Genomic DNA, 16,849 nt, shown 5'->3' with positions numbered 1-16,849 from the left:
AATGCGCCATGACCCAGGCTCTGGCAGATATGCGTCGTGATTACACCCGCGATGGCTTGACCGAGGCGCAAGCTCCGGCCGAGCCGTTTGCCCTGTTTCACCAGTGGTTCGCCGATGCGGTGAACACCGAACAGGCGCCGGTCGAGGCCAACGCCATGACTCTGGCCACGGTCGATGCCGAGGGGCGTCCGCATTGCCGCATTCTGCTGCTCAAGGGCCTGGACGAACACGGCTTCACATTCTTCACCAATTACGACAGTGCCAAGGGCCAGCAGCTGGCGGCCAATCCGTTTGCCGCAATGACGTTCTTCTGGCCGACGCTGGAGCGTCAGGTGCGCATCGAAGGGCGGGTGGTGAAGGTCACGTCGCAGGAGTCAGATGCGTATTACCAGGTGCGCCCGTTGGGTAGCCGTCTCGGGGCTTGGGCCTCACCGCAGAGCCGGGTGATCAACGGCCGCGGTGAACTGGAAGATTTGCTCAAGGCCACCGAGCAGCGTTTCTCCGATACCCAACCCGACTGCCCGGCACACTGGGGCGGGTATCGCTTGCTGCCCGAGCGCATTGAGTTCTGGCAGGGCCGGCCGAGCCGTCTGCACGATCGCCTCAACTACCGCGCGCAGGGCGCCGCCTGGATTCTTGAACGACTTGCACCCTGAGCAGTCTACCGAGCGATAGCAGCCGGCGGCGCAGGATTGCTGATTTGGCGCTACTGTAAGTGGACGTTCGCCGCCATCTGTACCTGGCCTGAATGGAAGCCAATTTATCCGGCAGGTGTCGTGACAGGCGCCACGCCACGGAGTTTAATGCACATATGTTTTTTTGGAGTTGATGCTATGCGTAAGTCTGTTCTGCTGGTTGCTTCCTTTTCCACCATGGCAATGTTGCTGACCGGCTGCCAGTCGAGCCTGACCGGTGACTCCTACTCCCGTGACGAAGCACGTCGCGTGCAGACGATTCGCATGGGCACCATCGAATCCCTGCGTCCGGTGAAAATCGAAGGCACCAAGACCCCGATCGGCGGCGCGGCGGGCGCAGTGGTCGGCGGTGTCGGCGGCAGCGCCATCGGCGGCGGCAAGGGCAGCATCGTCGCCGCAGTCATCGGTGCAGTGGCGGGCGGCCTGCTCGGTTCGGCTACCGAAGAAGGCCTGACCCGTACTCAAGGCGTGGAAATTACCGTCCGTGAAGACGACGGCAGCATGCGCGCCTACGTGCAGCAGGTTCAGGAGAATGAAGTATTCCGCGTCGGCGAGCGGGTACGGATTTCCACCGTTGGCGGGACCAGCCGCGTGTCGCACTAAGCGGGATGCAGGTAAAGAAAACCCCGATCAGGTGACTGGTCGGGGTTTTTCTTTGCTTGTGAATTGTTCATTCAGTATGTGGCGCAGGTACCCATGAAGTATTCGAGGCCCTTTGGAAAACTGACGTTGAGCAAGTTTTCCAATGCGGTTACCTGCTCCTGAGTCAACAACAGTTCGCCGGGTTCCACCTCATCCAAGGGCTTGGATTCAATGAGCTGGGCCACTTTTTCATTCATCTCGCTGCCGGTGATATCCAGCTCGAATTGCAAGGAGTCATCTTGGACTTCGTCAGGGTGGAATCCGGTAATCGAAAGAAAGTGCATGGAGCTAAACTTTCGGGGCTGTTAGCCGTAGTCAAACGAAATTTGATAGTCGTGGACTCTCAAATCGATTTGATGTTGAAAATACGGCTGAATTGTGGGCAGCCAGTTTTGAGCGACGTTGAAGCTGCCATTATTGATGTTGTCCTCGACGGGGATCCCCAAGGCGTTTAACACTGACTCGTCATCATCCAAATCTTTTGACGACTCTTCCCCCTCAAACTCCAAGGTTGCTGTGTCGTACCATTCCAATCTCAATTCCAGTCCCATCTACCACTGATCCCGGTAAACGAACGATACCTGATAGTCGTAAGAAGAAAATTGAATGGAATGCTGGAAGTGGGGCTGGAGAGTCTTGATCCAATCGGCTTTTACATCAAATCCGCCGTTATTGAAGCTTTTCGACGGTAGGCCTAATGCTTCAATTAATGACCCGTCCTCGCCAAAATCTTTCGACAGTTCCTCCCCCTCACCCAGTTCGGTTTGTTGGTCGTACCATTCGAGTCTGGCTTTAAGTCCCATGTAATCCTCACAAATATTTTTTGATACTACGGTTCTTTTTGGGTGGATCTATCTGTTCACCAGTTCTGTGGTCGTAAGAGCCTAAATGGCTACCATCGCTTGTGCGGTAGGCTTCAAGCTCACCATGTAAATAGTCCCATTCATAGATTATTCGGCCTTTTGCATTGATCCAGCGATCCCGAAGCCCACCGTTGAACGGCGTTTTCTTTTTTGCTCTTCTTAAATCGGGAAAGGCTGTGATATCCGACGTTTCGGGAGCGGGGTGATAGGTATGTCCCGCTTCAGCGGTGCCTTTCGCAGAGCTGACAACGATGTAAGTCGGTTTTACACCCGAGTCTGCGGGAAACACCAGAATGAAATCTTTGTACTCCGGCGGATAAACCGGATTCACCAGTATCCCGTCCACCGCTTTCGTCGGTGGATACACCCAGATATGCGGTGCCTGCGGTGCGGCCTCCAGTGCTGGAATGCCGAGAATGTCCGAGCCATCCACCGCCGGGGTCCAGAGCAGTTCGACGCCTTCACCCAGATCCGCAGCGAACCGGTCGCCGCGTGCAGTGAACTGCACGACATCGACCATTTCCCAATTGCGGTTCTTGCCGGTGTAGAAGCCGTAACCCTTGAGGCTGCCATCGGCCTGTTGCTCGACGCGCAGGCGCACGCGGGTTCGGGCTTGTTTGAGTGTGCTTAGTTGCTCATCGGTGTAGAGCGCGCTGTCGCCCAGGCTTGACGGCATCAGCAGCGCAACCAACCCGAGCAAGGGCGCAGCCACCGCACTGGAGGCGAGCGCCGGCAGCGCTTCAAAAGCCGAGCCTGCCAAGGCCAGACTGCCGAACCCGACCGGGATGGCGTTGGCGCTGATTTTCTTGAGTGGAATACCGCAGCTTGGGTCGGCTTCGCGACCGCCGAGCAGGATCAGCTCGCCGTAATCCTTCAGGCTGTCGGTCGGCACCATGCCGGAAGGATTGCTGTAATCGATAATCGCATCCGGCAACTTGCAGGACTTGGCGAATACACAGCCGGCACGCACGGCTTGGGGTTTTTTCGCTGCCACTTCACGGCTGCGCTCGAAAGCCTCCTGCCGCGCCAGCATCGCGTCGTAAGCGTTTTGCCCGGCTTCGCGCTCGGCCAGTTCGGCGGCCGTCATATACCGCCAGGTAACGTGATGTCCGTCGCCCGCCGGTGGGTTTTGCACCCGCGGAATGTCCTTGTCACGCGCCACAGATCGTCCCTTCGCTCATCATCGACAGCCCCTCGAAAGGGGCCGCACGACGTTAACGCAGGAAAATTATGGCTGTAGGACGCGTCGCTAAAGAGGTGGGGATAGTTCGCCGCGTGTTAAAAGGATGACGGCGAGGGAATATTTTTCCCTCGCCATGGATCTTCTATCTGGTCGGCAATGCAGCCTGCTTGCGACTCGCCGCGGCCGTTACCGCATAACCAATCAACGCCGCCAGAATCGAGCCGGTCAAAATGCCCATCCGGTCCATGCCCGCGTAGTCGCTCACGCCCGGCTCGAAGGCCAGTGAGCCGACGAACAGGCTCATGGTGAAGCCGATGCCGCACAGGATCGCTACGCCGAGGATCTGGCCCCAGTTGGCGCCTTGGGGCAGGGCGGCGATGCCGACTTTTACCGCGAGCCAGGTCAGGCCGAACACGCCTACGGTTTTGCCCAATAGCAGGCCGATGGCGATGCCCATCGGTACGTCGTGGGTGAAGCTCTCGACGGTGACGCCGCTCAGCGACAGACCGGCGTTGGCGAAGGCGAACAACGGCAGGATGCCGTAGGCGACCCATGGGTGTAGTGCGTGTTCGAGGGTGAGCAGGGGGGACGGTTCTGCGTTTTTCGTGCGCAACGGAATGCAAAACGCCAGAGTTACACCGGCCAGCGTCGCGTGGACGCCGCTCTTGAGCACGCAGACCCAGAGGATCAGACCGATGATCATGTACGGCCCGAGCTTGACCACGCCGAGGCGGTTCATTGCCACCAGCGAGGCGATGCACGCAGCCGCGAGCCCTAGCGACAGGGTCGAGAGTTCGCCGGAGTAGAAAATCGCGATGATCACGATGGCGCCAAGGTCATCAATGATCGCCAGGGTCATCAGGAACAGCTTCAGCGACACCGGTACGCGTTTGCCGAGCAGGGCGAGTACGCCAAGGGCGAAAGCGATGTCGGTGGCGGTCGGGATCGCCCAGCCGCTGAGGGCGGCAGGGTTGTCGCGGTTGAGAAACCAGTAGATCAGCGCCGGTATCAGCATGCCGCCGACCGCCGCCGCACCCGGCAGGACGATCTGCGAGGGCTTGGACAGCTGGCCATCGAGGACTTCGCGCTTCACTTCCAGACCGATCAGCAGGAAGAACATCGCCATCAGGCCGTCGTTGATCCACAGCAACAGCGGTTTGGCAATTTTCAGCGCACCGACCTGCGCCACCACCGGCGTGTCGAGCAGGCCGGTGTACAGCCACGACAGCGGCGAGTTATTGATAATCAGCGCGAGAATGGCTGCGGCGATCAGTAACAGACCGCTGGCAGCTTCCAACTGAAAGAAACGCGTGAAAGTGCTACGCAGAGGCAAGGTCGCTCTCCATCGGATATCAAAAAAGGTAGAACACCCTAACCCGTACGGTTAGTTGTTAAAACAAAAGTTATATTCTTTTTTGTTATATGTCGTTACAAGGCTTCAGGTCCCAGCCACGCTGAGCCTAGCAGTTGCCGGACACATTGAGACTCAGCTGTACCTGTGCGCGCTAGCGGATTTTTCCTAAGCTGATCAGCGAGCCTCATAAAGAGGCTGATTCCTGCCCGATTCGACGAGAAGCCTGACCATGAGCGACAACCGACAGTGGGCCCGCGAGGCCATCCGCATCATCGAGGCGGATTTCCAGCGCAGCGCCGATACCCACCTGATCCCCTTGCCGCTGCCGGGTTTTGCGGGCATCGAGTTGTACTTCAAGGATGAGTCCAGCCACCCGACCGGCAGCCTCAAGCATCGCCTGGCCCGCTCGCTGTTTCTGTATGCGTTGTGCAACGGCTGGTTGAAGCCTGGCGCGCCGGTGATCGAGGCGTCCAGCGGCTCGACGGCGATTTCCGAAGCGTACTTCGCACGGATGCTGGGTTTGCCGTTCATTGCGGTGATGCCGGCGACCACGTCGAAAGAGAAGATTGCGCAGATCGCTTTTTACGGTGGCCAGAGTCATCTGGTGCAAGATCCGACGCAGATTTACGCCGAATCCGAGCGCCTGGCTCGCGAACACGGCGGCCATTTCATCGATCAGTTCACCTATGCCGAACGCGCCACCGACTGGCGGGCGAACAACAATATCGCCGAATCGATCTTTCAGCAGATGCGCTATGAAAAACATCCGGAGCCGAGCTGGCTGATTTCCAGCCCCGGCACTGGCGGCACCACCGCAACGCTTGGTCGTTACGTGCGCTACCGCCAGCACTGCACCCGCGTATTGTGCGCCGACGCCGAGCGCTCGGTGTTTTTCGATTATTACCAAAGCGGCGATGCCAGTCTGCGCCTGGAGTGCGGTTCGCGCATCGAAGGCATTGGCCGGCCGCGGGTGGAAGCGTCGTTTCTGCCCAAGGTGATCGATGCGATGGTCAAGGTGCCGGATGCCCTGTCGCTGGCGGCCATGCATTATTTGGCGCAGCGCCTGGGCCGGCATGTCGGCGGCTCGAGCGGGACCAACCTGATCGGCGCGCTGATGGCGGCGCAGCAAATGAAAGCGGCGAGAGAGTCGGGGTCGATCGTGGCGATACTGTGCGATGGCGGCGAGCGGTATGCCGACACCTATTACGATCAGGGCTGGTTGAAGGCGCAGGGGTATGAGCTGGAAGGTTTGATCGAAGCGGTGGCGGCCAGCGCCGAGCGCGGGGAGGCGCTGCCGACCTCAGTATTGCGCGCCAATATCTAAAGCGGAATGCAGAAACCAATGTGGGAGTGAGCCTGCTCGCGAAGGCGGAATCACATCCAACAACTTCGTTGAGTGACAGACCGCTTTCGCGAGCAGGCTCGCTCCCACAGGGTTTTGCGTTGTTGCAAACTTCGCGGATCAGGCTTCCAGGCCGAGAATATCCCGTGCCACGGCCTCGGCAATCCGAATCCCGTCCACGCCCGCCGAAAGAATCCCGCCGGCATAACCCGCGCCTTCACCCGCCGGGAACAGGCCTTTGACGTTCATGCTCTGCAGCGAATCGTTGCGGGTGATGCGCAGCGGCGACGAGGTGCGCGTTTCGATCCCGGTCAGCACGGCGTCATGCAGGGAATAACCGCGAATCTGCTTCTCGAACGCCGGCAACGCTTCGCGGATGGCTTCAATGGCAAAGTCCGGCAGGGCCAGGGCCAGATCGCCCAACGCCACACCCGGTTTGTACGACGGCTCGACTTCGCCCAGTTCGGTCGAAGGTTTGCCATTGATGAAGTCGCCGACCAACTGCGCCGGCGCCTTGTAGTCGCTGCCGCCAAGGATGAACGCGTGGGATTCCAGGCGCTCCTGCAGCTCGATGCCGGCCAGCGGGCCGCCCGGATAATCGACTTCCGGGGTGATGCCGACGACGATGCCCGAGTTGGCATTGCGCTCGTTACGCGAGTACTGGCTCATGCCATTGGTGACCACGCGGTTCGGCTCCGAAGTCGCCGCGACCACGGTGCCGCCCGGGCACATGCAGAAGCTGTAGACCGAACGGCCGTTCTTGGCGTGGTGCACCAGTTTGTAATCGGCGGCGCCGAGTTTCGGGTGTCCGGCGTACTTGCCCAAACGTGCGCGGTCGATCAGAGATTGCGGGTGTTCGATACGGAAACCTACCGAAAACGGTTTGGCTTCCATGAACACGCCACGGCTGTGCAGCATGCGGAAGGTGTCGCGGGCGCTGTGGCCGAGGGCCAGAACCACATGCTTCGAATGCAGGGTTTCGCCGCTGGCCAGCTGCACGCCGACCAGTTGGCCGTCTTCGATCAACACGTCGGAAACGCGCTCCTGAAAGCGCACTTCACCGCCCAGTTCGCGGATCTGCTCGCGCATGTTTTCAACCATGCCGGTCAGACGAAACGTACCGATGTGCGGTTTGCTGACGTAGAGGATTTCTTCCGGCGCGCCGGCCTTGACGAACTCGTGCAGGACCTTGCGCCCAAGAAACTTCGGATCCTTGATCTGGCTGTACAGCTTGCCGTCGGAGAATGTGCCCGCGCCGCCTTCGCCGAACTGCACGTTGGACTCGGGGTTGAGCACGCTTTTGCGCCACAGGCCCCAGGTGTCTTTGGTGCGCTGACGCACTTCGGTGCCGCGTTCGAGGATGATTGGCTTGAAGCCCATCTGTGCCAGCAAAAGACCTGCGAAGATCCCGCACGGGCCGAAACCGACGACGATCGGGCGCTGGCCAAGGTCGCCAGGCGCCTGGCCGACAAACTTGTAGCTGACATCCGGCGCCACGTTGACGTTGCGGTCATCGGCGAACTTGCCCAAGACCCGCGCCTCATCGTGCAGGCTGAGGTCGATGGTGTAGATGAAACACAGCTCGGAGGATTTCTTGCGCGCGTCGTAGCTGCGCTTGAACAGGGTGAAATCGAGCAGCTCATCGCTGGCGATGCCCAGGCGTTGCACGATGGCCGCGCGCAGGTCTTCTTCGGGATGGTCGATGGGCAGCTTGAGTTCGGTGATTCGTAACATGGCGGGGATCCGGGTTCGCGGGGCGCACAACTGCGCCAAGGCGTTTGAAGGCGGCGATTATAAGCCGCAACGGCCGGATCGGGTGAGGCTAAAACGCTCAGTCGTTGCGCGATCCGCCGAAATACCCGCAACCACGCTGCACCTGGCCGTCGATGCGCAACTCGGCGCTCATGTGCTGCACGCTGCCGCTGCTGCTGTCGACGCAGCGTTGCGGGGCGACCCATAATTCGATGCGCTGATTGTTGGCTTCGCTGCTGAGGTTGAAACGACCGTCACCCGTTTGTTCCTCGACATAAGGCACGGCCAGCGGTGGCTGGCCCTCACGCTCGATGACCATACCTTTGCCGCTGACCTTGACGTTCCATTCCGGGCCATGGCCGGCAGCATGCAGAATCAGCAATTTGAAATTCGGATCATCGCAAGCGCTGCCGGAGCGTTCGACTCGGTACAGTTGGGTCAGATCGAGGCGATCGCCAACGACCTTGCCACGCACATCGGCGAACAGCTTGCCTTGCTCGTCGGCCAGCGTCGCGGCTTCCTGCAGCACGCTAGTGCCGCCGATGTCATTGATCACCAGCTGACGCTGCTCCTGACACGGCTGAAACACCAGCTTGCCGTCCGCCGCCGTCAGTTGCCCCTGCATTCGCGTCTGCCCGACGTGCGAGGCACTTTCACGCTGGCCATCGAACAACTGGCAGGCGGCAAACAACGGCAGCAGGGCAACAACGATCAACGAACGGGCGACACGCATCTTTGGCTCTCCAGACAAGTGTCGCCACGTTACGCAGCCTGACCGTTCATCACAAGGGGTCAACCGACGTGAAATGTCTGCCCGGTTTGCAGGCCTTCGACACTTTTGGCGTAGGCCAATGCCACTTCTGCCGCAGGAACAGACTTGAAGCCGCGGAAATAGGGCGCGTATTTACCCAAGGCTTCCGTCAGAACCGTCGGGCTCACCGAGTTCACGCGCAGACCACGCGACAGTTCAATGGCCGCCGCGCGAACAAAACTGTCCAGTGCGCCATTGACCAGCGCCGCCGAAGCACCGCTGCGAATCGGATCGTGGCTGAGCACCCCAGTGGTGAAAGTGAATGAAGCGCCATCATTGGCGAATTCGCGGCCGATCAGCAGCAGATTGACCTGGCCCATCAATTTGTCTTTCAGGCCGAGGGCAAAGCTGTCGTCGCTCATTTCGTTCAGCGGTGCGAAGGTCACGTTGCCCGCCGCGCAGATCAGCGCATCGAACTTGCCGGTCTGTTCGAACAGCTTGCGAATCGACGCGCTGTCGCTGATATCGACTCGCAAGTCGCCGCTGTTACGGCCGATACGAATGACTTCGTGACGTTGCGACAATTCTTTGTCCACGGCCGAACCGATCGTGCCGCCAGCGCCTATCAACAGAATTTTCATCGAGCTGTACCTCAAGTCATTGAATGAGGTTTCAGTCTAGAGTGGTTTTTCTCGCGGATAAGCGCACTAATAGGCAACCTTTGGTTTTCGAATGGAAACAATCCATGAGTGAAATGGATGATCTGGCAGCGTTCGCCGTGTTGATCGAAGCCGGCAGTTTTACCTTGGCCGCGCAACAGTTGGGCTGCAGCAAGGGCCAGTTGTCCAAGCGCATCAGCCAGCTTGAAGCGCAGTTTTCCGTGGTCCTGCTGCAACGCACCACCCGGCGTTTGAGCCTGACGGCGGCGGGCGCGGCGTTGTTGCCGCAAGCGCAGGCACTGGTGGTTCAAGTGGAACGGGCGCGTCAGGCATTGGCACGGCTCAAGGACGATATGGCCGGCCCGGTGCGGATGACGGTGCCGGTTTCGCTTGGAGAAACCTTTTTCGATGGCTTGCTGCTGGAGTTCTCGCAGCAGTACCCCGAAGTGCAGATCGAGCTGGAGTTGAGTAACAACTACCGCGATCTGTCGCGTGACGGTTTCGATCTGGCGATCCGCTCCGAGGTGGCCAATGATCAGCGGCTGGTAGCCCGACCGCTGCTGGCGTGGCAGGAGATGACCTGTGCCAGCCCGGCCTATCTCGAGCGTTACGGCGAGCCAATGACGCCGCAACAACTGGCCGAGCACCGCTGCCTGCTCAACAGCCATTACAGCGGGCGCGAAGAATGGCTTTATCACCAGCAGCACGAATTATTGCGGGTGCGAGTCTCGGGCCCGTTCGCCAGCAACCATTACAGCCTGTTGAAAAAAGCCGCGCTCACCGGCGCCGGCATCGCCCGACTGCCTTCCTACCTGCTGCAGACGGAACTGGCCGACGGCCGCTTGCGCTGGCTCCTGCGCGATTTTCAGACCCGTCGTATGCCGATGTTGCTGGTGCATCCGTATCAGGGTGGATTGCCGAAACGCACGCAGGTGCTGGCGGATTATCTGATGGGCTGGTTCAAGCGCAGCGGCGAGGCGCTGGATCGACTGCAGCGCTGATTTTATAACCCTGTGAGCGAACCTGCTCGCGAAGGCGATAGTTCAGCAACGTTTTAGGCAAGCTGACACACCGCCTTCGCGAGCAGGCTCGCTCCCACAGGCATTTCTTTCAGCGAGAAAAGCGGCGTGCGATCAGGTGATCGATCGACAATTTCCCCGGCCCGGTCGTCATCAAATACAGCAATACCGCAGCCCAGGTGCCGTGGGTCGGGTACGCGTCGGGGTAGACAAAAATCTGGATGGTCAGGGTCATGCCCAGCAGCGCCAGCGCTGAAAAACGTGTCGCCAGGCCGATCAGTATCAGCACAGGGAAAAAGTGTTCGGCGAATGCCGCCAGATGCGCGGCGATTTCGGGCGACAGCAGCGGTACGTTGTATTCGCTCTGGAACAACGGAATCGTCGAGTCCGCCAAGCGCGGCCAACCCAGTTGAAACGTGCCGTCAATCAAGTCGATCGCCAGGCCCTCGACCTTGGTCTGCCCGGACTTCCAGAACACCGCAGCGATCGAAAAACGCGCAATGAAGGCTATCAGGCTGTGCGGGATTTTTTCCAGCAGGCTGATGGCGTGCAGGATAAGGGTGTTCATGGCAACTCCTTGTAGTTCAGTTGAATAATCGCGTGGTGTGCGATCAGCAAGGCCAGGGTTTGGGCGAGATCGAAGGGCGGGCTGTGTTCTGCCGCCGCAAGCAACGGCAGGCCATTGCGCAGGTGACGGATAAACACGCTGGCGCCCTCGTCCACGGCAAACACCTCAACGTCGAGACCGTTGCGCAGCACCAGTGCGTGTTGCCCTTGATTCAGTCCAATGTCCGCCAGGCTTTGCGCCTGCTGATGCGCGGCCCAGATCGCCACCACGGCAAACGCGGAGTCGAGCAGGTGCAGGGACGGATGCAACCCGAACGTTAGTTTGTTCAGAGTCTGCGGGCTGGCGAGGGCGGCGCTGACGTGCTCCGGCTGGATCGGCTGCGCGTCGGCAGCGTGATAGGCGACGACGCGCAAATACTCAAGGCGTGCGACATCGGCGACATAGGGCACACCGGCAATCGGTTCAAACTGCGCGATGAAGTCGGCGAACGTGTCGCCGTAGCGGCTCATCAGCGGACTCTGTGGCGGTTGGCTGCGGATGAAAACTGCGGCCATGGCGCGGAAGAATTCCTGACCCACCAACTGATGCACCACCGGATAACTGTCGGCCAGGACATTGATCAGCGATGCCTGCACGTTGTTGCGATACACCGCAAAACGGCTCGCCGGGTCGGCACCGTTGGCGCTGCGCAAGCCGTCGGGGCAGGGCAGGTGTGGATCGATCAGCGCGGCGGCGAAAGCGCTTTGTGTGCTCATTTGCGGCCTCCGCTTGCCAGCAACAATCGCTGAGCCTGTTGCGCCTCGGCCAGCAATACCTCGAATGCTGGCACCTGGTTGTCACGCTCGATCAGCGTCGCCACCGGGCCGATGCGCTCCAGTACCTGGCGATACAACTGCCAGACCGCTTGATCGATCGGCGCGCCGTGATCGTCGATCAGCAAACGATCACCGAGGCTGTCGCAATCTTCGGCGAACCCGGCCAGATGAATCTCGCCGACTGCATGCAGCGGCAAAGCCGCGAGATAGGCCAGCGGGTCGCGCTGATGATTGATGCAGGACACATAGACGTTGTTCACGTCGAGCAGCAGACCACAGCCGCTACGGCGAATGACCTCGGCGATGAAATCTGCCTCATCAAAAGTCGAGCGTTCGAACCCCAGATAAGTCGCCGGGTTTTCCAGCAGCATCGGCCGCTTGAGGGTGTTTTGTACCTGATCGATGTGCGCGCAGACGCGGTCAAGCGTGGGCGTGTCGTAGGCCAGCGGGAGCAGGTCATTGAGAAACACCGGGCCGTGGCTCGACCAGGCCAGGTGTTCGGAAAAGGATTGCGGTTGATAGCGTTCAATCAGCTCGGCCAGGCGCTTGAGGTGTTGTTGATCCAGCGGCGATTCAGCACCGATGGACAAGCCGACACCGTGCAGCGACAGCGGATACTGCTCACGAATCAAACCGAGAAAATGATGAAACGGACCGCCGGCCACCATGTAGTTTTCGGCGTGGACTTCGAAGAAACCGAGGTCCGGTGATGAACCGAGCACTTGTTGAAAGTGCCCGGTCTTGAGGCCCAGCCCGGCACGGGGCGGGAGCCCGGTGAGGGCTGCCTGAGTGCGCGCAAGGATATGGTCGTGGTGGCTGAACATGATCGTCACTCAGGCAGGCCGCGGATCAGGACTTGGCTTTGAACGCTTCGAGCTGACCGAAACCGGTCGGCGAGGTTTTGCTTTCGGTGGTGGCGCAGGTGCCTTTCGGAACGAGTTTCCAGGCGTTGGCCTGGTAGTCCATTTTCGCTGTGCCAGCGCAGGTGGTGCCTGCACCTGCGGCGCAGTCGTTCTTGCCTTTCATGGCCACGCCGAAGCATTTTTCCATGTTGGCATCGGCGGCTTGGGCGGTGGAGACGGTGGCGATGCTCAGCGCGGAACCAAGGGCCAGAACCAGAGCGGTGGCGGACAGGGTGCGAGTGGTAGCAGTCATGATGTTTCTCCAGGTTTTATCAGGGTGTCCGCAAGTGCTTTTGCGCTTGCTTGTCCCTCTAGAGAAAGGTCGGGGGGATGTGTTACAGGCGGGGATGAAATTTTTATAGAAATCTCGAATTCACATGTATCCCTGTGGGAGCGAGCCTGCTCGCGATGGCGTCGTGTCAGGCACCCATAAGTTGAATGACAGACCGCTTTCGCGAGCAGGCTCGCTCCCACAGGGTTTCTATGTTGTTCGTTCGCGAAATAAAAAAACGGCCCGAAGGCCGTTTTTTTGTTTAGCGATAACGCTCAACCACCCAGATACGCCTCGCGCACTTTCGGGTCGGTCAGCAGTGCTTCACCGGTGCCTTGCATAACCACACGGCCGTTCTCCAGAACGTAGGCGCGGTCGGCGATTTTCAGCGCCTGGTTGGCGTTCTGCTCGACCAGGAACACCGTCACCCCGTCCTTGCGCAGTTGTTCGATGATGTCGAAGATCTGCTGGATGATGATCGGTGCCAGGCCCAGCGACGGCTCGTCGAGCAGCAGCAGCTTGGGCTTGCTCATCAGCGCACGGCCGATGGCGAGCATTTGCTGTTCGCCGCCGGACATGGTGCCGCCGCGCTGGTTGAAGCGTTCTTTCAGGCGCGGAAACAGGCCGAGGACCTTGTCCATCTGCTCCTGATAATCGCCCTTGTCGGTGAAGAAGCCGCCCATGGACAGGTTCTCTTCCACGGTCAGACGAGCAAATACCCGACGACCTTCAGGGACCACGGCGATGCTCTTGCGCATGATCTGCGACGAGTCCTGGCCGACCAGTTCCTCACCCATGTAGCGGATGCTGCCGCTGTGCGCCTGCGGCGAACCGCAGAGTGTCATCAGCAGCGTGGACTTGCCGGCACCGTTGGCGCCGATCAGCGTGACGATCTCGCCCTGACGGACTTCGACGTTGACGCTGTGCAGTGCCTGAATCTTGCCGTAGAAGGTGGAAACGTTTTCGAACTGCAGCATTTACGCTTCCCCCAGGTAGGCTTTGATCACTTCAGGATTGTCGCGGATCTGTTCCGGCGTGCCGTCGGCCAGCGGTGTGCCCTGGTTGATCACGACGATGTGGTCGGAAATGCTCATGACCAGTTTCATGTCGTGCTCGATCAGCAGCACGGTGACGTTGTGCTCTTCACGCAGCACGCCGATCAGCGCCTTGAGGTCTTCGGTTTCCTTCGGGTTGAGGCCGGCGGCTGGCTCGTCAAGCATGAGGATCCGCGGGCGGGTCATCATGCAGCGGGCGATTTCCAGACGCCGTTGCTGGCCGTAGGCGAGGGTGCCGGCGGTGCGGTTGGCGAACTCTTTGAGGTTGACCTTTTCCAGCCAGTACTCGGCAAACTCCATCGCCTCGCGCTCGCTTTTGCGGAACGCCGGGGTCTTGAACAGGCCGGACAGGAAGTTGGTGTTCAGGTGCCGGTGCTGGGCGATCAGCAGGTTCTCGACCGCGGTCATGTCCTTGAACAGCCGCACGTTCTGGAAGGTACGCACCACGCCCTTGAGCGCGATCTTGTGGCCGGGCAGGCCCTGGATCGGCTCGCCGTCGAGCAGGATGCTGCCGCCGGTAGGCTGATAGAAACCGGTCAGGCAGTTGAACACGGTGGTCTTGCCCGCGCCGTTCGGCCCGATCAGCGCAACCACTTGTTTCTCTTTGACGGTCAAGGCCACACCGTTGACCGCGAGCAAACCGCCGAAGCGCATGCTCAGGTTTTCGACTTTAAGGATCTCGCGGCTCATTTGCGCAACTCCATGTGTGGGCGTTGCATCGGCAGCAGACCTTGAGGACGCCAGATCATCATCAACACCATCAGGGCACCGAACATCAACATGCGGTACTCGCTGAATTCACGCATCATTTCCGGCAACAGGATCATCACGATCGCCGCCAGGATCACGCCCAGCTGCGAGCCCATGCCACCCAGCACGACGATGGCGAGAATGATCGCCGACTCGATGAAGGTGAACGACTCCGGCGTCACCAGACCCTGGCGCGCGGCGAAGAAGCTGCCGGCAAAACCGGCGAACGCGGCACCGAGGGTGAACGCAGAAAGCTTGATCACGGTCGGGTTCAGGCCCAGCGCACGGCAGGCGATTTCGTCTTCACGCAGCGCTTCCCACGCACGGCCGATCGGCATGCGCAGCAAACGGTTGATCACGAACAGCGCAGCCAGTGCCAGCAACAGCGCAACGAGGTAAAGGAAAATCACCTTGTTGATCGAGTTGTATTGCAGGCCGAAATACTCATGGAACGTCTGCAGACCTTCCGCCGCTTTACGCTCGAAGGTCAGGCCGAAAAACGTTGGTTTTTCGATGTTGCTGATGCCGTTCGGGCCGCCGGTGATATCGGTCAGGTTGCGCAGGAACAGACGGATGATCTCACCGAAGCCGAGGGTCACGATTGCCAGATAGTCACCGCGCAGACGTAACACCGGGAAGCCCAGCAGGAAGCCGAACGTCGCCGCCATCAGACCGGCAATCGGCAGGCAGATCCAGAAACTCAGGCCGTAGTAGTGCGACAGCAGCGCGTAGCTGTAGGCGCCGACGGCATAGAAACCGACGTAACCGAGGTCGAGCAGGCCGGCCAGACCGACGACGATGTTCAGGCCGAGGCCGAGCATCACGTAGATCAGGATCAGCGTGGCGATGTCCACCGCGCCGCGCGAACCGAAGAACGGCCACACCAGGGCGATGATGATCAGCGCAATGATGAAGTAACGCTGAGTGGTCGGCAGGGTCAGGAAGTTGCTGGCCTTGGCCGGGATCAGCGGCATGCCCGGCGAGGAGCGCCAGGCTTTGCTGATCTGCTGATTGAACAGCACGCGCAGGAACATCAGCACCGAGCAGATCGCGATGGTCGCGAGCACCGCAGGGCTGGTGTTGTGCACTTCCAGGTTGATGCCGACGATGGTCAGTTTCAGACCGAGTACCGGGTAGGCCACGGCCCACACCAGCAAAGCGCTGAACAGCGCTTGTTTAAGATTCCTAGTCATACTTTCTCAACCTCCGGACGGCCCAGAATGCCGGTCGGACGGAACAACAGCACCAGAACCAGCAAGCCGAACGCCACGACGTCCTTGTACTGGTCGCCGAAGATATCGGCACCGAACGCTTCCGCTACACCGAGCACCAACCCGCCGAGCATCGCGCCGGGAATGCTGCCGATGCCGCCCAGTACCGCAGCGGTGAAGGCCTTGAGGCCGACGAGGAAACCGGCGTTCGGGTTGATCACCCCGTATTGCATGCTCAGCAGCACAGCCGCAACGGCTGCCAGCGCAGCACCAATGACGAAGGTCAGGGCGATGATGTTGTTGGTGTTGATGCCGAGCAGGTTGGCCATCTTGATGTCTTCGGCGCAGGCGCGGCAGGCGCGACCCAGACGAGAACGGGAGATGAACAGGGTCAGGCCGAGCATGGCGATCAGAGTGACCACGAACACCACGATCTGCATGTAGGAAATCAGCACTTCTTGTGCGCCACCCGGACCGAAGGCGAGGTTGCCCGGGATCAGGTTGGGGATTGCTTTGTCCTTGGAGTCTTGCGCCAGCAGAACGGTGTTCTGCAGGAAGATCGACATACCGATGGCGGAAATCAGCGGGATCAGACGGTTGCTGCCGCGCAGGGGGCGGTAGGCAATGCGTTCGATGCTGTAACCGTAGGAACTGGTGACGACGATGCTGGCGATGAACGCCGCGGTCATCAGCAGCGGGACACTGTCGAGTCCCATCATGGTCAGCCCGGCGATGGCGATGAACGCCACGTAGGAACCGATCATGTACACCTCGCCGTGGGCGAAGTTGATCATTCCAATGATGCCGTAGACCATCGTGTAGCCGATGGCGATCAAGGCATACATGCTGCCAACGTTGAGGCCGTTAACCAGCTGTTGGAAGAAGTGATAGAGGTCAGGCATTACAGCGCTCCTAAAAACCTGATACGCATTTCACTGGTGGAGTCATTTTCCCGCCCGGCCCCGTGGATCTCTATCCACTTCGAATCCGGGTTTTGCCAGCGAACCGCTGATGACG

General features: G+C 59.8%; 20 protein-coding genes. 4 read left to right on the top strand and 16 right to left on the bottom strand.

Annotated elements, in window-relative coordinates; translation table 11 throughout:
- The first annotated feature begins 8 nt into the window (after window positions 1-8).
- Together pdxH and ACGSLL_RS12690 are read left to right on the top strand one after the other, a co-directional pair.
- Entirely contained in the window at window positions 9-656 is a 648-nt protein-coding gene (gene pdxH, locus ACGSLL_RS12695; RefSeq protein WP_394506265.1) for a pyridoxamine 5'-phosphate oxidase, read from the top strand.
- Between the two features lie 177 nt (window positions 657-833).
- Window positions 834-1,298 (top strand): outer membrane lipoprotein, encoded by a 465-nt coding sequence (locus ACGSLL_RS12690; protein ID WP_016771369.1) that lies wholly within the window; start codon window positions 834-836, stop codon window positions 1,296-1,298.
- A gap of 71 nt (window positions 1,299-1,369) precedes the next feature.
- On the opposite strand, the gene ACGSLL_RS12685 is transcribed toward ACGSLL_RS12690, so the two are convergent.
- The 5 genes from ACGSLL_RS12685 to nhaA form a co-directional block, all read right to left on the bottom strand.
- Window positions 1,370-1,621 (bottom strand): pyocin S6 family toxin immunity protein, encoded by a 252-nt coding sequence (locus ACGSLL_RS12685; protein WP_394506262.1) that lies wholly within the window; start codon window positions 1,619-1,621, stop codon window positions 1,370-1,372.
- Window positions 1,622-1,642: 21 nt separating this feature from the next.
- A complete protein-coding gene (locus ACGSLL_RS12680) occupies window positions 1,643-1,888 on the bottom strand; it encodes a colicin E3-like toxin immunity protein (protein ID WP_394506260.1) in 246 nt (81 codons plus the stop codon).
- Complete coding sequence (locus tag ACGSLL_RS12675) at window positions 1,889-2,140, bottom strand: colicin E3-like toxin immunity protein (RefSeq protein ID WP_394506258.1); 252 nt, start codon at window positions 2,138-2,140, stop codon at window positions 1,889-1,891. It lies immediately after the preceding gene.
- A 7-nt stretch (window positions 2,141-2,147) separates the two neighbouring features.
- On the bottom strand, window positions 2,148-3,362 hold the full coding sequence (locus ACGSLL_RS12670) for an S-type pyocin domain-containing protein (RefSeq protein ID WP_394506256.1): 1,215 nt from the start codon (window positions 3,360-3,362) through the stop codon (window positions 2,148-2,150).
- A gap of 163 nt (window positions 3,363-3,525) precedes the next feature.
- Window positions 3,526-4,716 carry a Na+/H+ antiporter NhaA gene (nhaA, locus tag ACGSLL_RS12665; protein WP_332762391.1) on the bottom strand — a complete coding sequence of 397 codons (1,191 nt, stop codon included), beginning with the start codon at window positions 4,714-4,716 and terminating at the stop codon, window positions 3,526-3,528.
- Window positions 4,717-4,966: 250 nt separating this feature from the next.
- Between nhaA and ACGSLL_RS12660 the strand changes: the two genes are divergently transcribed.
- On the top strand, window positions 4,967-6,061 hold the full coding sequence (locus ACGSLL_RS12660) for a PLP-dependent cysteine synthase family protein (protein ID WP_394506253.1): 1,095 nt from the start codon (window positions 4,967-4,969) through the stop codon (window positions 6,059-6,061).
- Between the two features lie 138 nt (window positions 6,062-6,199).
- On the opposite strand, the gene ACGSLL_RS12655 is transcribed toward ACGSLL_RS12660, so the two are convergent.
- From ACGSLL_RS12655 to ACGSLL_RS12645, 3 genes are all read right to left on the bottom strand, one after another.
- Window positions 6,200-7,813: an NAD(P)/FAD-dependent oxidoreductase gene (locus tag ACGSLL_RS12655; protein ID WP_394506251.1), complete on the bottom strand. Its 1,614-nt coding sequence runs from the start codon at window positions 7,811-7,813 to the stop codon at window positions 6,200-6,202.
- Window positions 7,814-7,910: 97 nt separating this feature from the next.
- The gene (locus ACGSLL_RS12650) at window positions 7,911-8,564 is read right to left on the bottom strand and encodes a COG3650 family protein (RefSeq protein ID WP_394506249.1); all 654 of its coding nucleotides are present in this window, start codon (window positions 8,562-8,564) and stop codon (window positions 7,911-7,913) included.
- Between the two features lie 59 nt (window positions 8,565-8,623).
- A complete protein-coding gene (locus tag ACGSLL_RS12645; RefSeq protein ID WP_394506247.1) occupies window positions 8,624-9,223 on the bottom strand; it encodes a short chain dehydrogenase in 600 nt (199 codons plus the stop codon).
- A gap of 104 nt (window positions 9,224-9,327) precedes the next feature.
- Between ACGSLL_RS12645 and ACGSLL_RS12640 the strand changes: the two genes are divergently transcribed.
- The gene (locus ACGSLL_RS12640; RefSeq protein ID WP_394506245.1) at window positions 9,328-10,242 is read left to right on the top strand and encodes a LysR family transcriptional regulator; all 915 of its coding nucleotides are present in this window, start codon (window positions 9,328-9,330) and stop codon (window positions 10,240-10,242) included.
- 109 nt (window positions 10,243-10,351) lie between these two features.
- On the opposite strand, the gene ACGSLL_RS12635 is transcribed toward ACGSLL_RS12640, so the two are convergent.
- From ACGSLL_RS12635 to livH, 8 genes are all read right to left on the bottom strand, one after another.
- Window positions 10,352-10,828 (bottom strand): DoxX family protein, encoded by a 477-nt coding sequence (locus ACGSLL_RS12635; protein ID WP_394506243.1) that lies wholly within the window; start codon window positions 10,826-10,828, stop codon window positions 10,352-10,354.
- Entirely contained in the window at window positions 10,825-11,583 is a 759-nt protein-coding gene (locus tag ACGSLL_RS12630) for an HvfC/BufC N-terminal domain-containing protein (protein WP_394506241.1), read from the bottom strand. The genes ACGSLL_RS12635 and ACGSLL_RS12630 overlap by 4 nt, the downstream gene beginning before the upstream one ends.
- Entirely contained in the window at window positions 11,580-12,467 is an 888-nt protein-coding gene (gene bufB / locus ACGSLL_RS12625) for an MNIO family bufferin maturase (RefSeq protein ID WP_394506239.1), read from the bottom strand. The genes ACGSLL_RS12630 and bufB overlap by 4 nt, the downstream gene beginning before the upstream one ends.
- Window positions 12,468-12,492: 25 nt before the next feature.
- A complete protein-coding gene (locus tag ACGSLL_RS12620; protein WP_016771358.1) occupies window positions 12,493-12,798 on the bottom strand; it encodes a BufA1 family periplasmic bufferin-type metallophore in 306 nt (101 codons plus the stop codon).
- Window positions 12,799-13,091: 293 nt separating this feature from the next.
- The gene (locus ACGSLL_RS12615) at window positions 13,092-13,793 is read right to left on the bottom strand and encodes an ABC transporter ATP-binding protein (RefSeq protein ID WP_003222380.1); all 702 of its coding nucleotides are present in this window, start codon (window positions 13,791-13,793) and stop codon (window positions 13,092-13,094) included.
- The gene (livG, locus tag ACGSLL_RS12610) at window positions 13,794-14,561 is read right to left on the bottom strand and encodes a high-affinity branched-chain amino acid ABC transporter ATP-binding protein LivG (RefSeq protein WP_016771357.1); all 768 of its coding nucleotides are present in this window, start codon (window positions 14,559-14,561) and stop codon (window positions 13,794-13,796) included.
- Window positions 14,558-15,814: a high-affinity branched-chain amino acid ABC transporter permease LivM gene (locus ACGSLL_RS12605; protein ID WP_090282128.1), complete on the bottom strand. Its 1,257-nt coding sequence runs from the start codon at window positions 15,812-15,814 to the stop codon at window positions 14,558-14,560. Before ACGSLL_RS12605 ends, livG begins: the two co-directional genes overlap by 4 nt.
- Entirely contained in the window at window positions 15,811-16,734 is a 924-nt protein-coding gene (gene livH, locus ACGSLL_RS12600) for a high-affinity branched-chain amino acid ABC transporter permease LivH (RefSeq protein WP_090282129.1), read from the bottom strand. Before livH ends, ACGSLL_RS12605 begins: the two co-directional genes overlap by 4 nt.
- Window positions 16,735-16,849: the final 115 nt, after the last annotated feature.

It is taken from the genome of Pseudomonas retamae (assembly GCF_043496865.1).
Taxonomy (GTDB): domain Bacteria; phylum Pseudomonadota; class Gammaproteobacteria; order Pseudomonadales; family Pseudomonadaceae; genus Aquipseudomonas; species Aquipseudomonas retamae.
Note: the sequence above shows the minus strand (reverse complement) of the source record. Positions and strands in the feature narration are given on the sequence as shown.

What these genes read in the sequence shown, in the direction of transcription:
- ACGSLL_RS12640 (WP_394506245.1), top strand. Translation starts at nt 9,328, where the DNA reads ATGAGTGAAATGGATGATCTGGCAGCGTTCGCCGTGTTGATCGAAGCC.
- bufB (WP_394506239.1), bottom strand. Translation starts at nt 12,467, where the DNA reads ATGTTCAGCCACCACGACCATATCCTTGCGCGCACTCAGGCAGCCCTC.
- ACGSLL_RS12635 (WP_394506243.1), bottom strand. Translation starts at nt 10,828, where the DNA reads ATGAACACCCTTATCCTGCACGCCATCAGCCTGCTGGAAAAAATCCCG.
- ACGSLL_RS12690 (WP_016771369.1), top strand. Translation starts at nt 834, where the DNA reads ATGCGTAAGTCTGTTCTGCTGGTTGCTTCCTTTTCCACCATGGCAATG.
- ACGSLL_RS12605 (WP_090282128.1), bottom strand. Translation starts at nt 15,814, where the DNA reads ATGACTAGGAATCTTAAACAAGCGCTGTTCAGCGCTTTGCTGGTGTGG.
- livG (WP_016771357.1), bottom strand. Translation starts at nt 14,561, where the DNA reads ATGAGCCGCGAGATCCTTAAAGTCGAAAACCTGAGCATGCGCTTCGGC.
- ACGSLL_RS12660 (WP_394506253.1), top strand. Translation starts at nt 4,967, where the DNA reads ATGAGCGACAACCGACAGTGGGCCCGCGAGGCCATCCGCATCATCGAG.
- ACGSLL_RS12655 (WP_394506251.1), bottom strand. Translation starts at nt 7,813, where the DNA reads ATGTTACGAATCACCGAACTCAAGCTGCCCATCGACCATCCCGAAGAA.
- ACGSLL_RS12620 (WP_016771358.1), bottom strand. Translation starts at nt 12,798, where the DNA reads ATGACTGCTACCACTCGCACCCTGTCCGCCACCGCTCTGGTTCTGGCC.
- ACGSLL_RS12615 (WP_003222380.1), bottom strand. Translation starts at nt 13,793, where the DNA reads ATGCTGCAGTTCGAAAACGTTTCCACCTTCTACGGCAAGATTCAGGCA.
- ACGSLL_RS12680 (WP_394506260.1), bottom strand. Translation starts at nt 1,888, where the DNA reads ATGGGACTGGAATTGAGATTGGAATGGTACGACACAGCAACCTTGGAG.
- ACGSLL_RS12645 (WP_394506247.1), bottom strand. Translation starts at nt 9,223, where the DNA reads ATGAAAATTCTGTTGATAGGCGCTGGCGGCACGATCGGTTCGGCCGTG.
- pdxH (WP_394506265.1), top strand. Translation starts at nt 9, where the DNA reads ATGACCCAGGCTCTGGCAGATATGCGTCGTGATTACACCCGCGATGGC.
- ACGSLL_RS12685 (WP_394506262.1), bottom strand. Translation starts at nt 1,621, where the DNA reads ATGCACTTTCTTTCGATTACCGGATTCCACCCTGACGAAGTCCAAGAT.
- livH (WP_090282129.1), bottom strand. Translation starts at nt 16,734, where the DNA reads ATGCCTGACCTCTATCACTTCTTCCAACAGCTGGTTAACGGCCTCAAC.
- ACGSLL_RS12675 (WP_394506258.1), bottom strand. Translation starts at nt 2,140, where the DNA reads ATGGGACTTAAAGCCAGACTCGAATGGTACGACCAACAAACCGAACTG.
- ACGSLL_RS12630 (WP_394506241.1), bottom strand. Translation starts at nt 11,583, where the DNA reads ATGAGCACACAAAGCGCTTTCGCCGCCGCGCTGATCGATCCACACCTG.
- ACGSLL_RS12650 (WP_394506249.1), bottom strand. Translation starts at nt 8,564, where the DNA reads ATGCGTGTCGCCCGTTCGTTGATCGTTGTTGCCCTGCTGCCGTTGTTT.